The organism is Sebaldella sp. S0638, assembly GCF_024158605.1.
Taxonomy (GTDB): Bacteria; Fusobacteriota; Fusobacteriia; order Fusobacteriales; family Leptotrichiaceae; genus Sebaldella.
This window is the reverse complement of sequence record NZ_JAMZGM010000003.1, coordinates 109,319-125,620: the sequence shown is the minus strand read 5'-3', so window position 1 is coordinate 125,620 and position 16,302 is coordinate 109,319. Positions and strand designations below refer to the sequence as shown.

The window sequence follows — 16,302 nt, the reverse complement described above, 5'->3', positions numbered from 1 at the left end:
AACCTGGTAGTTAAGCCTGTTTGCGCCGACAATACTTAGATTTACTTCTAGGGAATATAGGTCTTCGCCAAGCTTTTTTATTGCTCTTTTTTTTTAGAGCTTTTTTTGTTTCTATAATATTACAAAATAAAAATCCATATAGAATAAGATTTTTAAAAATCTCTATATGGATTTTACTTTAGAAATATAAATAATTATGATAAAAACCATTATTTTAGTTTTACTGGGAAGAACAGATCCATTTGGTGTTCAGATTTTTCTGTGTTTATATTATTAGATACCCGATAAACAAAATTCAAAGCTTCTTCCAGTAAACCGCACATACATTCTTCTGTTTCATCTCTATAATCTTCTGTATATTTTGTACTTTCTTTGACCCAGTTCAAAAGCCACTTCCATTCGTGAAAATCTCCGAAATTAATAGTGTGAACTGCATATAAACCACCGTTGAATTTCTTTTTTTTCAATGGTTCTGTAACTTCTATATCTTCTGGAACAGTAACCCAGAATTCATAGCCGTAATGTACATTTTCCGGTGACGGATTGGGGTTATTGAAGCCAAAGACACGTGCATCAGGTTTTATTTCAGCTAAATTCCTGTTTTTTATAAATTCAGTAAGAGGCTTTTCAGCTTCTTCCTCAGGATTTTCTCCGATATAATGGCTGGATACTACTATAAACGGCGGCAGATAAATGATTCTTACATCTCGAAGCTTTGATAATTCCTTCCCGGCATTATTTAATTCATCCATTAGTTTTTCCTCCTTTAACTCATTTTTTTTAGATGTTAAAAGTCTGGCGGCAGCATTTGTGAACTTATTGCTGAGCATAATACTTCGCAGTTCTGAATCTGAGTTTTTTTCTAATTCTTTGACAATGTTATTAAGAATTATTCTAACAACAAAAAGAGCATTTATTTCATCAGTAAGTCCACTCGTATTTTCTCTGAAAATCTCTGTAATGCTCTGTAAATTTGATGAAGATAGCAGTATAGAAATTTGTTTCAGAGAAAAACGCAGTTTTCTAAGAAATACTATCTGGTATAACCGGGAAACAGCTTTACTGTCATAGACTCTATATGCGTAGCCTTCCTTTTTGCTGCTGGTTATAAGTCCCTCCTTCTCATAATAACGCAGCATACGTGTAGAAATCCCCAAATCTTTTGAAACTTCTCCTATAGTTTTTAATTCCAAGATTTTCCTCCTTTCTGATAAAATTATAAAGTGCGACACGATATTCAAGTCAAGAAAAATTTTATATTAATGCATAATTTTATTTTATTAGAAAAATAGTAAAAGCAGTAAATTTTTTGTAATATAAAAAACCGTTTTTGAAAACGGTATTGAATTTTTGATATAAAAAATTTTATGTATTACAGCTTAGTAATCTTTTTATCTGTTTTGAAATGATCAAAAAGGGCTTATTATCCTGCCTTACAATCGATAGGGCAACAGCACCTTCCAAAAGAAAATGTATTGTCATACCAAGACCTTCTGCCTCTTCAGGATTGAAACCGCCTTCAATAAGCTTGTCGTAGAAAATGCTCTCCCATGTCTTGAATGCATCCAGGCAGGCATTTCTGAGGGGATCGCTAATAACTGAAGTTTCCATAGCGAGCATACTGATAGAGACCCCGTGATGAGGATTATGTGGATCAAAGTCGTCAGATATCTTTTTTAGTAATTCTTCGATGGATTTTAGAGGGTCTGAACTTTTAGATAAATCATTGATGAGATTTTCTTTTCCTTTTCTTACAGCAAGTTTTATAGATTCTATAGCCAGTTCTTCTTTTCCGCCTGGGAAATAATGATATATAGAACCTTTTGGGGCACCGCTTTCTTTTATTATCTGATTTAGTCCTGTAGCATGATAGCCTTGGGACTTGAAAAGCTCAGAAGCAGTTTCCAGAATTTTTTGTCTGGAATTTACTTTATTTTTCTCCATTCCTTCTCCTTGTATAATATATATGTTTTTATGGTAACACAGGGAATTGAATTTGTCAATTTAGTTATAGCAGATTATAGCTAGGGTAAAAAAAGAAAAAAAGAATTGACACTAAAGGGCAGATATGATATTATACATATATAGACCGGTCGTTATAAAAATACAAAATAGGAGGTCAACATGAAAAAACCAGCATTAATACTAACTTTAGCAACAATAACTTCATTTGCGACTTTTGCAAATGCGATTACATATGATACTTCTGAGGAAATCATATCGAGAATCCAATTTGAAATGAGACATAAATAAACTACAGGGTTGTCAGGAATTTGGCGGCCCTGTGTTTTTATTTTAATAATTATTTATACAGTTAATATTGTATATTGTAGTAAATGGGCAACAAAGCATATAAAGAGAAAAGAATTCCTTATGAAATAAACAATATTGGAATTAATGTATTTAAAAATAAGTTAAAATTTATTTATGAAAAAAATAATGGATGAAAAAATAAACAGCCAATAAAAAGTAAAAACTCTAAATATTTTGCATTTGCAAAATGAAAATAGATTGAAAAAATCTAAAAATATGATATAATTAACATATATTTTTTTTGCAAGGGTGATATTTTATGAAAGAAAAATTTTCAGAAGAATATAATTTAATTCTTCAGTTAAATTATCGGAAAAAATCAATTTGTGAAAATTTATTTTCAAATTTTAGAATCGCACATCATTCTCTTCATAATCTTTTATTAAAGGAATATCTGAAACCGGATATTTATGATCTCATCGAACCGTCGACTTTCAAAAAAAAGATCGAAGAATATTATGATGAACAGCAGATCATTGCTGATACTATTCATGTTCTTACTGATCCGTCGACATTTGAAGAATCAATAGAAGAATATTACGAAATACAGAAATGTATAATTGACAATGCACATGATTTTTCAGAAACAAGTACTTTTAATGAAAAAAATATCGAGAAAAATGTACAGGAATTAATTGACCCTCTGTCTTACAATGATACCAACTATCTTAGACAAATGGAAGAAGAGCGTATAATAAGGAATACCACAAAAATCTTTTCGCATTCGTTTTTCAAAACTATTAACAAAATTTTTAATAATATTTATTTTACAGAGGGTAATATTAAAATTACTGTTAATAAGAACATGGTACTTAATGTTTCAAGAGAAAAATTTTATGAAGTATATGAGAGGATAAAAGATCAGAGCAGTTTTAATAGTATTGAAAAAATAGAGATAACCTCTCTTTTTTGTATAGTATATGAATTAAGCACTATCTATTGTGTGCTTAATGACAAAGCTGTTCTTGATTTACAAAAATTTATAGTAGAATTTCAGATTTTGGTTCATTTTTATGTAAAAAATATAAGTCCGGAAGTATTTAGTTTTTTCAAAGATCCAAGAAAAGTAGATATAATAATGCACAGACATTCAGCTCCTTTGATTTTTTGGTTTCTATTGAAATTTGTGATCAGAAATTTTCCTAAATGGGGATAGGAAAATTCGAGATGTTTTCATTTATATTCTAAAAATAAAAAAGACTATATTGGAAAAATCAGTATAGTCTTTTTTTGTTATTTAAAAAAATAATACAAAGAAAAATGATAAATTGAGAAAATTTATAGCAAAAAATCAAATATACAGCTGCTAATTAATAAATATCATACAAATATTTACTTAAGAAAAAGAAATAAATCTATTTTAAGATTATGATATTTTAAAATTTATATATTTTAATTCAAAAAGAGAATATTATTAAGTTCGCATTTGTAAAATAATACGAAAAAAAGCAATATAATTATTGTACTAAAATTAATAAATAAAGTCAATTTTAATCTTAAAAATATTTTATTTTAAAAATTTGTCAGACTATTAAAGATGCTGAAAATCATAAAACTTCCATTCGTATTATTTTACAAATGCGAATATTGTTAAAAGAACCTAGAATATTAAATCTAAAAATCAAAATATAGTATTAAAAAAATATACTTAAAAAAGTAAAATATGGAGTGTAAAATTTTATAGACAGATAAAGTTTTATAAAAAGATGAAGGAAATAGTGCCTGAAATAATGAAACGATATATTTTAAAAATTTGACGGAGGTGATTATAAGACATTTTAGATTATATAAGAAACAGAATATATGTAAATTTCCACCTGAAAACAGCAGATATTGTAATACTGCAAAAAGAAGAATCAATATCAGTGGCAAAATGTGGAATAAAAGCGTAAATGCCAGCACTTAAGCGGAGAAATAAAAGTATTTTCATTATAAAGTAAAATTTTGAAAATACCATTTAAAGGGAGTTTGGGAGAGGAGAAAAGTTATAAAGCAGATAAAAGGAGGACTAATGAAAAAAAATAAAAAATTATTGATAACACTCTTAGCATTAAATGGAATATTGTCAGCATATCCAGCTGGGAATCAATTACCGGATTCAGTAAAGTATGAAAAATTATACAATACAATGACCAAAAATATGAATCAGGGGAAATCAAACGAATCATCATATAAGCTAATAGAAAAGATACTAAAAAAGAAAAATAAAGAATTAAAAGATTTATACTCTCAGGGAGATTATGTAGTAAAACCTGAGTATCTTGAATGGCAGATATTTTTCACAGGTTTCTATAATGAAGATGCAAGAGTAGGTTCCCTTAGTTCTAACCATGCCAGAGAAGGAAACGATTCTGATTCTAACTGGTCAGGAAAAGACAAACCTATGATTCAGGCTGACTCATATAAAGAAGTGAAAATAGGGCCGAGTATTCCATATAAGTATCTGAATCTTCAGGATATAAATCCTGATATATCACTTCCTGTAATAGACAGTGTTGCCTCAATAAATCTTAATAAAATACCACTCGTAATAGACATTCCACAGTTGCCGGCTCTTCCAAATATACAGCTGAATACAGTGGATGCTACAGATATAAATGATATTGTGATTAACAAAAATGTTCAGGTAACACCAATTAGTATTAATGTTGCGGCAAAGAGTTTCGGAGCTGTTTCCGTTCCAAGTCCTGTTCTCGGAGTTAATGGAAACGGATATTATGCATCAGCGGATAATGTGGACTATTTTACTAATGTAGAAACCTTAGCTGTGACAACTTTGCCAAATAATTTTAGAAAAAATGGAGTTGATGCTACGACAGGATTAATTCAGATAATAGGAGTAAAAAATTCTACTTATCTATCACCAACACCAGCACAAACAGCAGGAAACCTGACTTATACATTAACTCAAAATTTAACAACAGAATTTGGCGGGACTAGAATAATTCTAATAGAATCACATAGAGGAGCTCCAATACCAAATTCCACTGGATCAACACCCGGAGATCAAAATGATGTTCTGTTTGTGAAGACAACGGGAACTTTAAATATTAATGCAAATAATTCAATTGGAGTAGAAATGGAGCAAGGCTACAATACAGGTGGAACAGTTAGAAATGATTCTGCCTATATAAATGCAGGTACAATTACTTCAGGATATTCAAATGTAATGGGGATTGATTTTAAAGCTGGACCAAGAGGCCCATTATATGCAGAAAATCAAGGTAAAATAATATTATCGGGTAATAGCAGCGTGGGAATAAAATCTTCTGATGTTAGTGGAATTCGAATAGGTATTGTAAATGAAAGTAGTGGGGAAATTACTTTGAATGGATCTTCTAGTGTTGCAATAGCAGCAGTAAATGGAATATTTACTCCTGCTACAATAACAGCTAATAATTTTTCAGGTGGCAGTTACACAACAGGGTTAAGACAAAATGGTACAATAAATATAAATGGAACTAATAATCTCGGTGTAGTTGTAAGGAATTCAGGAGCAGTTTTTTCACCTGATAGTTCATTAAATAATAATTCTGGAAAAATAAATCTGGCTGGAAGCAATGGAGCAGGAATTTACCTTGATTATGTAGGAGCTTCATTTACAAACTATGGAAATATTACCATATCAGCAAATAGTAATAATACAGGGATAAGGATAGATAATGGAACGATTGCAAACAAATATGTTTTAGGTAATGAAATAAGAATATCAGGAAACTCTTCTGATAATACGGGAATAGCAGCAGTAAACAGTGCTTCCACAGGAGTGAACGAAGGGAAAATATTAATAAATTCCACAGGTAGCAAAAACATAGGGCTTTACGGTACAGGAGGCGGAGGAACAAGGATTTCAAACAGCGGTTCTAATGCGGAAATAAAGCTGGATTTATCAGCGGCATCAGGAAGTGAAAATATAGGAGCTTCAATAATAGGCTCGGGAAGTATATTTTCAAATAGCGGTACGATAACTCTGATAGATAAAAATACTACCGGAAGAAATGTGGGGATATATTCAGAAAATGGTACTGTTAATCATACAGGAGCTGTGAATCTGACTACATCCGGAAATGATATAGGTATCTATCTGAAAGGAGCTTCCGGAGGAACTTTAGGCGGAAAGATAAATCTTTCATCATCAGGAAATGCGTATGATTACGGTATCTATTATGATAATGGGTATACCGGAAATGCCGGTGTTAGTTCTGTAATATCACTGGAAGGCAAGGCAGCCGGAATATTTTCAGCAGTAAGAGGTATTACTTTCGGCGGGACAGTAAATATGACTTCCCTATCAACAGATTCAATAGGGCTTCTTTATCAGATAACTGTTGCTTCACCTACAGGAAATATATTGACAAATAATGGTACAGTTAATGCAACAGCAGGAACAGGAATATACTTGTATAATAATACATCAGCTTCGGGAAGAACTGTGGTAAACGGCACCAGTGGAAATATAAATGTAAACGACGGCGGAGTGGGAATAGTCGCAGAATCATCAGCGTATACATCAGGCGATAAAGTAGAAATCGTAAATAACGGCACAATTAGAAATACAGGTTTATCTTCCACAGCAAACAGTATAGGAATATATGCTAAAAATCATGATATAAAAGTAACAGGAAGCGGAAAAATAAGAGTAGAATCACCAGACAGTGAAAATCTCGGGGTTTTTGTCAAAGGGGGAAAAGTAGAGTTTGAAAGTAAGATTGAACTTGAAAACGGGGGTATTGGAGTATACCTTGACGGAGACAAACTAAATGCCAATGATTCTGTACTGGATATTGGAAAAACAGCCGGTGCGATTACAGCAGTTACTGACGGAACAGGAATTGTAGCTAAAGGAGAAAAGGCAACTGTAAATATATTATCAGGCAGTATAGAATTAGATGGTCACTCACTTTCTAATAAAGGATCACTGGGAGTTTTTCTGGAAGACAGCAACTTAAATAATAATGGATTAATCAAAACAGGAGATTACGGTACATCAGTATATTTAAAATCTGTACTTTCAGCAAGAGATATAAAACTTGGCAGCCTGGAAACCGGAGACAAAGGAGTAGCACTTTATCTGGAAAATCAAAATGAAGTGGATTCGCTTACATCAATAAAGACGGGTGAAAACGGCATAGCTGTATACAGTAAAAACGGGGATATAGATACAAGTATACTTGATTCTGCGAAGTTTACACTTGGTAAGGGAAGTACTGGATATTTTCTGGAAAATGGAAATTTGAAATCAACATCAGGTACTGCAAATCTCATACTCGGAAATGATGTAACAGGAGTGGCACTCACAGGAACTTCTGCTGTAGACAGTTCCATAAACAGTATCACAATAGGAGATAATACAGGATCAGGAACAGGGATCAAACCTATAGTTCTTGGAATTAAGGAAATTGCATCACCATTAACACTGACAACAAAGCTCGCAGGAGGAGACGGTACAGTGGGGCTTTATTATCAGGAGGAAGGAACAGGGAATACTGTTACCTATAATGGCGGGAGCAGTACTGTGACACCGGATATAAAAGTAGGTACAGCAGGCGGAACTCTGTCTTCAGTGGGTGTTTATCTGAAAGCAGATACAGGAATAAATGCATTAAATTTGAATAATACATATATTCAGGTGAATGGAAAATCAGGTATTGTTCTGGGGGCAGATACAGGAACTATAAATGTAACAGGCGGAAAGGTGGAGCTTACAGAAGGCGGAGTTTTATTTCTGGTAAAGAATGGCGGAAGTATAAATGTGTCACCGGGAACGATTATTATAACACCTGACAGCGGAATAGAGCTTTACAGGGTTATTTACTCAGATTACACCAATGCTTCTGGAACTACATTGGAAATACCAAAAGAAAGTGTAGCAATACATGGTGAAACAGGAATTATGACTAACAGCGGGGAACTTGTTTCAAAGCTTATCGGCGGAACACCGGCTGAAAGTTCTATAGGAATGTATATAGAAAATACAAAAGAGATAGCAGCAAATACACTGGAATTCGCTAATACATTTTCACAGGGTGTAAATAAAAATAAAATAGACCTTGGAAATAAAGGAATAGGAATTTTTGGTGAGAATTCACATATATGGAATGATACTTCCGGAGTAATTAATGTAAAAAATGAAGGAGCCGGATTATACGCAACAATAGGCTCAATCATAGAAAATAAGGGGATAATAAATATAGGCGAAAATTCCGTGGGTATGTATGCAACAGATAGAACAGGATCACCGTCATATGCAGGGCTTACAAAAGAAAATTATCTGACTAATTCAGGGAAAATAATATCAGCTGGAAATAACACAATAGGAATATCATCTGCAGGAGTAGATCCTACAAAAAGATCAGAAATTGATAATTCAGGAACAATAGAATTATCAGGATTAAATACGACGGGAATATACGGAAATAGAACAAATATAATAAAGACAGGAAATATTACAGCAGGAAATGGTTCTGATACAGGAGGAACAATAGAATATGCATCCGGAATATTAGGGAATGAAAGTGATATAAATATACAAAACGGACAGATACAGACAGGGAATTATTCCATAGGAGCAGCAGCAGTGGGGAATTCAGTATTAAATATAACCGGAGGAAGTATAACTGTCGGGGAAAATTCTATTTTCAATTATATAAAAAAAGGTACGGGATCGGGAATATCGCTGAATGATACTTCCGGAGGTACTTATGATTTGAATAAAAATAAACAGATAGGAATTTACGCTGAAGAGGGGAATGTAATATCTAATAAAACTCTCGAAGTAAGAACTGGCACAGATTCCATAGGGGTTTATGCACTGAATAACGGAGCTGCCAATATGTCTGTACAAGGTCTTACAGTAAATGTAGAAAATGGTCAGAAGGGAATATTTGTAAAAGCTGCATCAGGATCAGGGGTAAAGGTAACACTGGCGAACAGTGTGAATCTAAATGGAAATTCTGCACTGGGGATAATACATCAGAATGGTGATGTGGAAAATAACGGGACTATAAATATCTCCGGAGAAGCTTAAGTAGGAATTTTATCCAGTAATTCTGATAGTGTAAATGCGAATCTTCTGGAAAATAACGGGAATATAACTGTTAATTCTGACTCGGGAATTGGTATTTATGGAACAACACTGAATAATGCACAGCAAAATATCAATAATACAGGGAATATTACACTTGCAGCTTCTACATCGCAAAGTAAAGTAATTTTGGGGATTTATGGAGAAGAAGGAACAAAAATAAATAATACAGGGAGCATAGTAACTGGAGAAAATTCAATAGGAATATATGGTAAAGGTATAGATATCAGCCAGAACGGCGGAACATTTTCCATAGATAAAGCAGGGCTGGGAATATATCTTAACGGCGGAACAGGGAATGTAAGTAATACTGCAATAAACATTTCAGATAAGGACGGAGTCGGAGTGTATGCCACAAATTCGGCACTTCTGACACTGACATCATTAAACATAATAAATGTCGGGGATATAACTGGAAGTTTGAGCGGTAGTGCTTCGGGAAGCTTTGGTATCGTAGGGAAAGATTACAGTACTGTAAATAATTCAAGTAATATGAATATAGGACTTGCCTCAATCGGAATTTATGCAGAAAACTCAGTGATAAATAACAGCGGGAATATGACAGCCGCAGGGGGTGCTCTTGACGGGAAAGACGGAAGAGTATTAATATACGGCGGCAAAGCTGAAACTGGTAATGTGGGAAGCATAATCACAAATACAGGTATTCTGAATGCCGGTGATATGGGTGTAGGAATATATTCAAATACAGGAAGTATAGTAAATAACGGTGAAATAATCGCAGGCAATACATATCAGAATCCTTCGAATCCTTCTGACAGACAGTATGCTGTAGGAATCTACGGAGCCGGAACTTCATCTGTAAATAATACGAATAAGATAACATTTGGAGATAACGGACTGGGAATATATGTTTATGCTCCAAACGGGACAAGCCGGAACAGCGGAGATATTCTGTCTGCAGCAGACAGTGCCGTGGGGGTTTATATTGAAAAAGGTGACACAATTACAGGGATACGTCAGGAATTTATTAATACAGGGCAGATTATACTTACAGGAGATAATTCCATAGGTATTGCCGGAGTGGATAATATAAAAATAACAAATAATAATCTTGTTGAAGTAACAGGGAAAAACAGTATAGGAATTTACGCTGATACTTATTCCACAGTGGAGAATAACGGGACAGTAAAAGCAACAGGACAAAACGGCATAGGAATACTGCTGAAAAATAATTCTACATTGATAAATAACGGAATTATAGATATAAATATTGCGGCCGGCGGAAGAGCTATTGTAACAGATGCGGCAGGCAGTACAAGTGATGTTACTGCAATGTACGCGGAATCAGTGGATCAGGGAGCAGTTTCACCTGTAGATCATGTAGGGTCAGGACCGTCATATGAAAAACCTTCTATAGTTAATGCGGGAATAATAAAGGTAAATGAACGTTTTGAAGTTCCTGAGGATGCAGTGGTACAGGTAAAAGTAAATCCGGACAGTCTGACAGATGCTTCTTTGGCAACAAGTGACTATCATCCTGAGGATGTAAACGGAAAATATCTGATCTCAAATTCGGTTCAGTTTGTGGCTAAAGATTTTGTTCTGAGAAATGTGCAAGTAACATCGGATTTCTCACAGGGTACAAACTTTAAGACTTACAAGCTGGAAGATGTCTTTGTTCCATTAACTCCCGGCGGAGGAATAAACTACGGAAAAGCAGCAATAAAGAGCCGGGGAATATTATGGGAAGCAATTCCTGTGACAAACAGCAACGGAAATCTGGATATCTGGATGACAAAGAAAGATCTTATAGAATTCGGAGACGGGCTGTCATGGGAAGGGCTGGCAGATATACTGGATAAAAATTATGAGGATGCTACAGGAGACAGACTAAGTCTTTATGACAAAATAGATAAGATAGAGTCGGAATTTGATCTGAGAAGAATTATGACATCTCTTTCAGGTGCATACTATGCCAACAGAGCACAAAGGGGCTATGATATAAAGAGAGGTTTTGACAATGCACTGGATATCATGGAAAATTCTGAAAATAATACAAAAGAAAATGTAAAAGTAGCAGTTCTGGCAGGAGCAGGGAAAACTTATGAAAATAAAGAAGGAGTAATGGATTATAAGTATAAAACGGCTGGTGTATACGCTCTGAGAGAAGTAGAGAGAACTTATGCACATAAATTCGGTTACTCACTAGGGTATGCAAATAACAGTTTTGAGATTCAGGACGGGAATAACAGTGAAGAATGGGTAGATACAATGCAGCTTGGATTACATAATACATATAATAAATCCGGATGGAAAGTCAGAAGCGACCTCACAGGAAGAATAAATATGCACAATGCGGACAGAAATATAAACTGGACTGATTCAGTGGAAAAACTGGATGATAAATATATGTCTTACGGGGTGTCATTCGATAATACCCTGCTTAAAGAATTCCAGATAAGCAAGGCATTTAAAATAAGCCCGTTGGTTAGTCTTGATTTTGGTTATCAGTATTTGGACAAGGTAAAAGAAGATTCTTCTATTTCTGCTCTGGAAATAGATTCTAATAATGCTTACAGCATAAAGCCGGGAGCAGGAGTGAGATTTGAAGGGAATACCGGTCTGGGCAGCAATGCAAACTGGGAACTGAAATCAGCTCTGGAAGTAAAATATGAGTATGAACTGGGAGATTCACAGCCAGAAGAAACAGCAAGACTTGTATCTTTCGGTGAAACTTATAAATTAGCACAGCCAGCAGAGGATAAAGGAGAATTGGTATTAAGAGCTATGCTTGGTATGGAAGCTTCGGACAGATACGGAATCTTCCTGACAGGAGAGTATGGCAAGTCATTTAATGAAGTAACAAAGGACGGAGAAAGTTATAAAATAGGCGTAACTTTGAAAGCAGTATTTTAGAAATAGATTTTTTAATAAAATAAAAATAATGGTATGTTCATCTTTAAAAAATTTAATAAAAAAAACTTCAGTGAAAAAATGGAAAATATTAAACAGGTTTGTAATAATGCTTTTTTCTTAATTGGAAAAAGTTATTTACAGCCTGTTTTTTATTTGGTAATTACAGCGGGGAAAATAATTTTTTTATTGTTAAATAAAATAGAGCGGAAAGAAAAAAAATTCATTCAGTCTTTACAATACAGAAAAATGTGACATAATATAATATGGAACATGTAAATATCAAAAAACAGGAGAGTGGTTAAACTTATGAAAAAAAGAGTATTGGCAGTATTAATCTTGTTATTAAGTGCAGCAGTTTCTTATGCAGCAGATGATGTAAAGACGAAACCTGATCTTTATTTTCTTGAAATTAGTGAGGTCGTAGACAGTTATAAGCTATTACCTCCGCCACCTGAAATTGATAGTATAGCTTTTCTAAATGACAAGGCACAATACGACAAAGGAAAGCTTCTGAGAAACACACCAAGGGGAAAACAGGCGTATAATGATGCCCATGTCAGTTCTGACGGTGTACCTCAGGCCTTTTCCGAAGCATTTGGAATACCTATAACACAGAAGGCAACACCGGAAATTTACAAGTTACTGCAGAATTTCCGTGAAGATGCAGGAGATCTGGCAACACGGGGAGCAAAAGTAGCATATATGAGAATAAGACCGTTTGCTTTTTTTGAAGAGCATACATGCAGACCGGATGATGAAAAAACTTTATCAAAAAACGGTTCTTATCCTTCAGGGCATACAGCAATTGGATGGGCTACAGCACTCGTGCTTTCAGAAATTAATCCGGACAGACAGAGTGAGATAATGACAAGAGGTTATGAAATGGGACAGAGCAGGGTTATATGCGGTTATCACTGGCAAAGTGATATAGATGCTGCAAGAGTGGTAGCAAGTGCCGTAGTGGCAAAGCTGCACAGTAATCCAAAATTCATTGAACAGCTGGATAAAGCAAAAGATGAATTCAGAAGAATAAATGAAAAATCAGCAAAATAAATAAGGGTATATGAAAAAAGGAGTTTTCCGGAAATACGGGAAACTCCTTTTTATATATAAATATTATGATCTGTCTGATCTTGCACCTGTCTCGCTGTATTTTATATCTGAAGGAATAAGAAAAAGAGTTCTCTTGGAACAAGAAACAAGAATTCCTATATTTGTTCTGTCCAAAAAGATTTTTTCCCCTTTTTTCAATGAATAATAATTAAGTTCTTCGGGGAGAAAGATATCAGATGCAGTAAATTGCTTTTTTACTGAAAGCAGCTTTTCAAATTTTTTATATCTTTTCAAAATTTCATTTTGTTTACTGTTTTTCGATGATTCCGAATTGGTATGATCTTCGATAAATCTGTTTTCAGTGAAAGAAAATGAAGCAGCAGAAATAGTATTTAAAAAGAGAATAAAAATAAAAGCTGAAAAAATTGATTTTTTCATAAAAAGACTCCTAAATATATAAGTGTTAGATTGATTTATAAAAGCATTATAAAATAAAATATATAAAAAAACAAGAAATAATAATATTTTAAAAAATTATAATATCTCTTTTGCATCTTTGGGAAGATGAAATGTGTGTAAAAGAAATGTTCTGCTGTTTCGGGCCTCATTTGTATCATATGTATAATTAAGGCTGTGAGCTGATTCTACGGCAATTTCATCAAATAAATCAGCTGTAATAAATACAGAATTCCACAGAGATTCTATATCAGCTGCAGAGTATGTCTTCAAAAACCTGTCCCATATATCTTTTTCCAGATAACTGCTCATGTATTTTCCGGATTTTCCCACACTACAGGAAAAATCAGTTTTTATACCAATATACCAAGAAAGCATTTTAACAAGTTCGGGACGTATATAGAAATTTATCATATCCGTTGCATATGTGATTTCATCACGCCACAGGCCTTTTCCCACATTATTAAATATCCACCAGAACTCATTGCAGCATGCACTGAATTCTATCTGCGCAGGCTTTTTTACATGATAGTCAATATCAGAAGCCGGGGGAATATCAGGGAGCAGCTTATCTTTATCCATTAAAATAATGCAAAGTTTATCTTTCAAAATTTCCTTTTTTGCAAAAGATTCTGTCTGGAGATGAAGGTCGATACGGTTGCCGTCAGCAAGCTGTATAAGCCAACCGTAGCAGTTATCCAGATCAGTGTTTTTTCCAAGTGCATTGTCCATAGCTTCGGGGAGCTGCATATAAAGTCTTTCACCAAAAATATCAATCCAGTTTTCGTCATCCAGAAAAGTTTTTATTTCAGTAACAACATAAACAATATCATAATCCTGAAAAATATCTTTTTTTATACTGGGGTTAGTTCTGGAACCGTTCATATAAACAGCCCTTATTCTGGAATCATTGTCTGCGGTTTTCAGAATAAGATCAAACATTTCTTTTTCGCTTCTCATAATTTTCAACTCCTTGTTTTTATCAGTTTAATATAATTAGTATCTTAAACCAGCCAGATAAAAATATAAAAGTGCAGAAATAACAGCAAGCAGCCACAAATAAAGCATAATAAATTTCAGAGCAGTGGCAGATGATGCGAGGAAAGCAGCAATATTATTTTTAGCCGGATAAATATATAAAAGATAAAGAAAGAGACAATTTTCCAAAATATCAAACAGTGCCTTCAGCCCGGCAGCAAGATACACAAAATAGTGTAGATCAGCATCATGCATCAGAAGATCTGTTATCACAAGCATTACAATAAGTGTAAAACTCACAAGAAAAAAATCAATAATAAAATATCCAAAGTATGCTTTTCTTCCATCTTCACCTATCTTTTCAAATGTCTCATAAAGCAGTGATGTTTTGTAAAAAAATTTCATATCAAGCGGACGAAATTCTTTATCATATTGTTTTATTCCGGGAATACCGTATTTCGATGTGAACATCATAAAAAGCGAAATAAGAAAGCCGGCAATTCCGATATATTTAATAATCTGCAAAATAATAAACCTCCTCTTTTTTAGTTAGTATCAAAATTTATTAATAAAGAAAATATAAAGTTTCATAATATAAAAACTAAATATTATTAGAAGTGTAAAAACAGCTGTTTTTACTCATTAATATGAAAATTATAGAATATTAACAGGAAAAATGCAAATCTGACATAAAAAATATGAAATAAAAACTAAAAAAAATTATTGACATCTATAAATAAAAATGCTAATATAGTGGTATAAAAAGTAAATTATTTTTTACTGTAAAAAATAATTTATAGTAAAGGAAAGTTTATATGAAAAATTCTAATTTGATAAAGGAAATAGTAAATACAGGACGTCTTTATAAATCAGTTTTTATAAGAACTGCTGATTTGAAAACAAAATCAGATATAAAACCATCTGAAAAGAATGCTCTTATGGAACTTTCCGGACATAAAGAATTATCAATGTCAGTTTTGAACAAAAAACTTTCAGTTTCCAAGCAGCAGCTCACAGCTATAACAGGTTCCCTCAGGAAAAAGAGATATGTGGAAAGATATACTGATGATAATAATCTGCGTGTAGCCCATGTGAGAATAACCGATGAAGGACGAAAAGCCCTGAAAGATACATATTCAGAAGCGGAAAGAAAATTATCGAATAAGCTGGAATGTCTGTCAGCAGGAGAAATTACAGAACTTGAAAGCTCAATAAAAACTTTGAAAAAGCTTCTTGAGAAGATGAACAGATAATTAAATAAAGGTATTTGAAATATACCTGGAATAATATGTTATAAAGGCAACTTTATATAAATCGCTGGAGATAGTAATAATAATTTTTTATTCAAAAATCAGGTTTGGTAGGCCTGGTTTTTTATTTTATAAATCGGGAAAAATCAGAATGATAAAGTTTTAGCTTTATAAGAAATAATAAATATGATATTATATATTAGATTAATGGTTTAATTGTTTTCTGCAAATACAAAACAAAGTATAAATAAAGAAAAAGTATAGAGAAATCCATTAAATGATATATTAATA

At 33.2% G+C, this 16,302-nt stretch carries 11 protein-coding genes; 6 read left to right on the top strand and 5 right to left on the bottom strand.

Annotated features, from left to right (window positions below; all coding sequences use genetic code 11):
- Nucleotides 1-209: 209 nt before the first annotated feature.
- Both NK213_RS02110 and NK213_RS02105 read right to left on the bottom strand, forming a co-directional pair.
- Nucleotides 210-1,193: an effector binding domain-containing protein gene (locus tag NK213_RS02110; protein WP_253346293.1), complete on the bottom strand. Its 984-nt coding sequence runs from the start codon at nt 1,191-1,193 to the stop codon at nt 210-212.
- Nucleotides 1,194-1,365: 172 nt separating this feature from the next.
- Complete coding sequence (locus tag NK213_RS02105) at nt 1,366-1,944, bottom strand: TetR/AcrR family transcriptional regulator (RefSeq protein WP_253346292.1); 579 nt, start codon at nt 1,942-1,944, stop codon at nt 1,366-1,368.
- 180 nt (nt 1,945-2,124) lie between these two features.
- On the opposite strand from NK213_RS02105, the gene NK213_RS20375 reads away from it, so the two are divergent.
- From NK213_RS20375 to NK213_RS02085, 5 genes are all read left to right on the top strand, one after another.
- Nucleotides 2,125-2,253: a hypothetical protein gene (locus NK213_RS20375; RefSeq protein ID WP_256478634.1), complete on the top strand. Its 129-nt coding sequence runs from the start codon at nt 2,125-2,127 to the stop codon at nt 2,251-2,253.
- Between the two features lie 319 nt (nt 2,254-2,572).
- Complete coding sequence (locus tag NK213_RS02100) at nt 2,573-3,469, top strand: hypothetical protein (RefSeq protein ID WP_253346291.1); 897 nt, start codon at nt 2,573-2,575, stop codon at nt 3,467-3,469.
- 855 nt (nt 3,470-4,324) lie between these two features.
- Nucleotides 4,325-9,340, top strand: a complete 5,016-nt coding sequence (locus NK213_RS02095) for a hypothetical protein (RefSeq protein WP_253346290.1) — start codon at nt 4,325-4,327, stop codon at nt 9,338-9,340.
- Nucleotides 9,341-9,526: 186 nt separating this feature from the next.
- Nucleotides 9,527-12,274 carry an autotransporter outer membrane beta-barrel domain-containing protein gene (locus tag NK213_RS02090; RefSeq protein WP_253346289.1) on the top strand — a complete coding sequence of 916 codons (2,748 nt, stop codon included), beginning with the start codon at nt 9,527-9,529 and terminating at the stop codon, nt 12,272-12,274.
- A 306-nt stretch (nt 12,275-12,580) separates the two neighbouring features.
- On the top strand, nt 12,581-13,327 hold the full coding sequence (locus NK213_RS02085; protein WP_253346288.1) for a phosphatase PAP2 family protein: 747 nt from the start codon (nt 12,581-12,583) through the stop codon (nt 13,325-13,327).
- A 63-nt stretch (nt 13,328-13,390) separates the two neighbouring features.
- Here the strand turns inward: NK213_RS02085 and NK213_RS02080 are convergent, their stop codons facing one another.
- From NK213_RS02080 to NK213_RS02070, 3 genes are all read right to left on the bottom strand, one after another.
- Nucleotides 13,391-13,765, bottom strand: a complete 375-nt coding sequence (locus NK213_RS02080; RefSeq protein WP_253346287.1) for a hypothetical protein — start codon at nt 13,763-13,765, stop codon at nt 13,391-13,393.
- 96 nt (nt 13,766-13,861) lie between these two features.
- On the bottom strand, nt 13,862-14,743 hold the full coding sequence (locus NK213_RS02075) for an aminoglycoside 6-adenylyltransferase (protein ID WP_253346286.1): 882 nt from the start codon (nt 14,741-14,743) through the stop codon (nt 13,862-13,864).
- Nucleotides 14,744-14,779: 36 nt separating this feature from the next.
- Nucleotides 14,780-15,286 (bottom strand): hypothetical protein, encoded by a 507-nt coding sequence (locus NK213_RS02070; RefSeq protein WP_253346285.1) that lies wholly within the window; start codon nt 15,284-15,286, stop codon nt 14,780-14,782.
- Between the two features lie 290 nt (nt 15,287-15,576).
- Between NK213_RS02070 and NK213_RS02065 the strand changes: the two genes are divergently transcribed.
- Complete coding sequence (locus NK213_RS02065; protein WP_253346284.1) at nt 15,577-16,014, top strand: MarR family winged helix-turn-helix transcriptional regulator; 438 nt, start codon at nt 15,577-15,579, stop codon at nt 16,012-16,014.
- Nucleotides 16,015-16,302: the final 288 nt, after the last annotated feature.

Coding starts and splice junctions, on each gene's coding strand:
- NK213_RS02085 (WP_253346288.1), top strand. CDS start 12,581: ATGAAAAAAAGAGTATTGGCAGTATTAATCTTGTTATTAAGTGCAGCA.
- NK213_RS20375 (WP_256478634.1), top strand. CDS start 2,125: ATGAAAAAACCAGCATTAATACTAACTTTAGCAACAATAACTTCATTT.
- NK213_RS02095 (WP_253346290.1), top strand. CDS start 4,325: ATGAAAAAAAATAAAAAATTATTGATAACACTCTTAGCATTAAATGGA.
- NK213_RS02065 (WP_253346284.1), top strand. CDS start 15,577: ATGAAAAATTCTAATTTGATAAAGGAAATAGTAAATACAGGACGTCTT.
- NK213_RS02080 (WP_253346287.1), bottom strand. CDS start 13,765: ATGAAAAAATCAATTTTTTCAGCTTTTATTTTTATTCTCTTTTTAAAT.
- NK213_RS02105 (WP_253346292.1), bottom strand. CDS start 1,944: ATGGAGAAAAATAAAGTAAATTCCAGACAAAAAATTCTGGAAACTGCT.
- NK213_RS02075 (WP_253346286.1), bottom strand. CDS start 14,743: ATGAGAAGCGAAAAAGAAATGTTTGATCTTATTCTGAAAACCGCAGAC.
- NK213_RS02100 (WP_253346291.1), top strand. CDS start 2,573: ATGAAAGAAAAATTTTCAGAAGAATATAATTTAATTCTTCAGTTAAAT.